3 protein-coding genes are annotated in these 1,834 nt (G+C 45.6%); all 3 read left to right on the forward strand.

The genetic code is table 11. The features are described from left to right. Positions 1-822, forward strand: an 822-nt coding sequence (locus tag U9Q18_03265; GenBank protein MEA3313376.1) for a carbamoyl phosphate synthase large subunit, incomplete at its 5' end; no start/stop codon positions are given. A 35-nt stretch (positions 823-857) separates the two neighbouring features. Beyond that, positions 858-1,613 carry a dihydroorotate dehydrogenase electron transfer subunit gene (locus tag U9Q18_03270; GenBank protein MEA3313377.1) on the forward strand — a complete coding sequence of 252 codons (756 nt, stop codon included), beginning with the start codon at positions 858-860 and terminating at the stop codon, positions 1,611-1,613. After that, a partial coding sequence (locus U9Q18_03275; protein MEA3313378.1) for a YjbQ family protein occupies positions 1,610-1,834 on the forward strand: 225 nt, incomplete at its 3' end. The genes U9Q18_03270 and U9Q18_03275, both read left to right, overlap by 4 nt.

A 1,834-nucleotide genomic window follows, 5' to 3' on the forward strand; every position in this document is an offset into this window, starting at 1 on the left:
AATACCATTGTCGATTATACCACCAGAATTGGTTTGGCTCTTGGGGCTAGAGGATTATTGAACATTCAGTTGGTTATTTTGTCGAAGAGTGGCTTATCATCGATATATGTGCTCGAGGTAAATCCTCGCGCAAGCCGAACTGTCCCCTTTATCTCCAAGGTGACTGGCTTGCCTGTTGTTAATATCGCCACGAAGATTATGACTGGCATGACATTACAGGAACAAGGGTATAGTGGAGGGTTATGGAAAAGGCGAGGGCTAGTGGGTATAAAAGCTCCTGTTTTTTCGATGTCCAAATTGACAGGGGTAGATAATTATTTGGGACCTGAAATGAAGTCCACAGGGGAGGTCATGGGAGTCGATCGTAATTTTGAGGCTGCCTTAACCAAAGCCCTCTTGGCAGCAGGCTTGATGTTACCCTCAAAAGGTAATTTACTTCTCAGCATTGCTGATAGGGATAAGGATGAATCTATTTCCCTGATCAAGGAGTTATATTCCCTTCAATACGGGTTTTATGCTACTGAAGGCACTGCAGTCATGATTAAATCCATGGGATTTCCTGTCGAGATGGTAACCAAGAAGTTACATGAAGGCCATCCTAATGTTGTCGATGTCATCTATGAGGGCTCAGTTGACGGTGTAATTAATACTGTCACTGGAGGGCGCATTCCTTTAAAAGATGGATTTGATATTCGTCGTGCTGCTGCGGAAGGGCAAATACCTTGCTTCACTTCTTTGGACACTGCCCGTGTGGTTGTGAGTGCAATATCAGGGAGTGGTGGCAAGTTCAGCGTTAAGCCTCTCAGGGAATATTTACGTTAGCAAAAGTGCAGCATATAGAGAGAACCCTTACCACTGTGATATCTAATACGGAGATGATGTCTGGTGCGCATCTCATGTGGATTGAGGATCCGGATATTGCCCGGGTAGCTCATCCGGGGCAATTTGTTATGGTGAGATGCGATGATTTGGTGTTGCGACGTCCTCTTAGCATACACCGCGTAGCGGGAAACCAGATTGCATTTCTATTTGACGTGGTGGGGAAAGGCTCTCATTGGTTATCGAGACTTCGTAGGGGGGATGCCGTAGATGTTTTGGGTCCTTTGGGGAGGGGATTTGACATCAATTCTACTGCCAGAAATCTATTATTATTGGCGGGAGGTATTGGTATTGCTCCACTAATCTTTCTGGCTGAGCAAGCCCTGCCTCAGCACAGGGTGGTATTGGTACATGGAGTAAAAATGTCCCGGCAATTGTATCTTCAGCCATTACCTGAAAAAGTAGAGTTTGTTCCTGTTACAGAGGATGGCAGCATAGGGAGAGCTGGTGTTATAAGTGAAGTTGTATCTGAATTCCTTGACGGGGCTGATCAGCTCTATGCTTGTGGGCCTCTGGAGATGTATAAAGCCATGACTGGTATAGTTGTTGGAGAGGGTGGGTCAAACAAATTTAAGGTAGATCATTGTCAGGTATCCCTGGAAGTGAGGATGGGGTGTGGAATTGGTGCTTGCTATGGGTGTAGTGTACCGACTAGGAAGGGCCAGAAGCGAGTGTGTGCTGATGGTCCAGTGTTTGATTTGTGCGATATCATATGGGAGGGGATAAAGATATGACTGTAATTACTAAGAATCTTACCTTTCATACCAAAGGGAATTGCGACATAATTGACATAACTTCGGAAGTGGGCAAAGAGGTGGAGAGGTCAGTCGTGAGCAATGGTACGGTTACCTTATTTGTATCTGGTTCCACGGCAGGGCTCACTACGATTGAATATGAGCCCAGACTCCTGAAGGATTTTCAGAACATGTTTGGCAGGGTAATTCCCGCTGATATT

This window comes from Caldisericota bacterium (assembly GCA_034717215.1).
Lineage (GTDB): Bacteria > Caldisericota > Caldisericia > Caldisericales > Caldisericaceae > UBA646.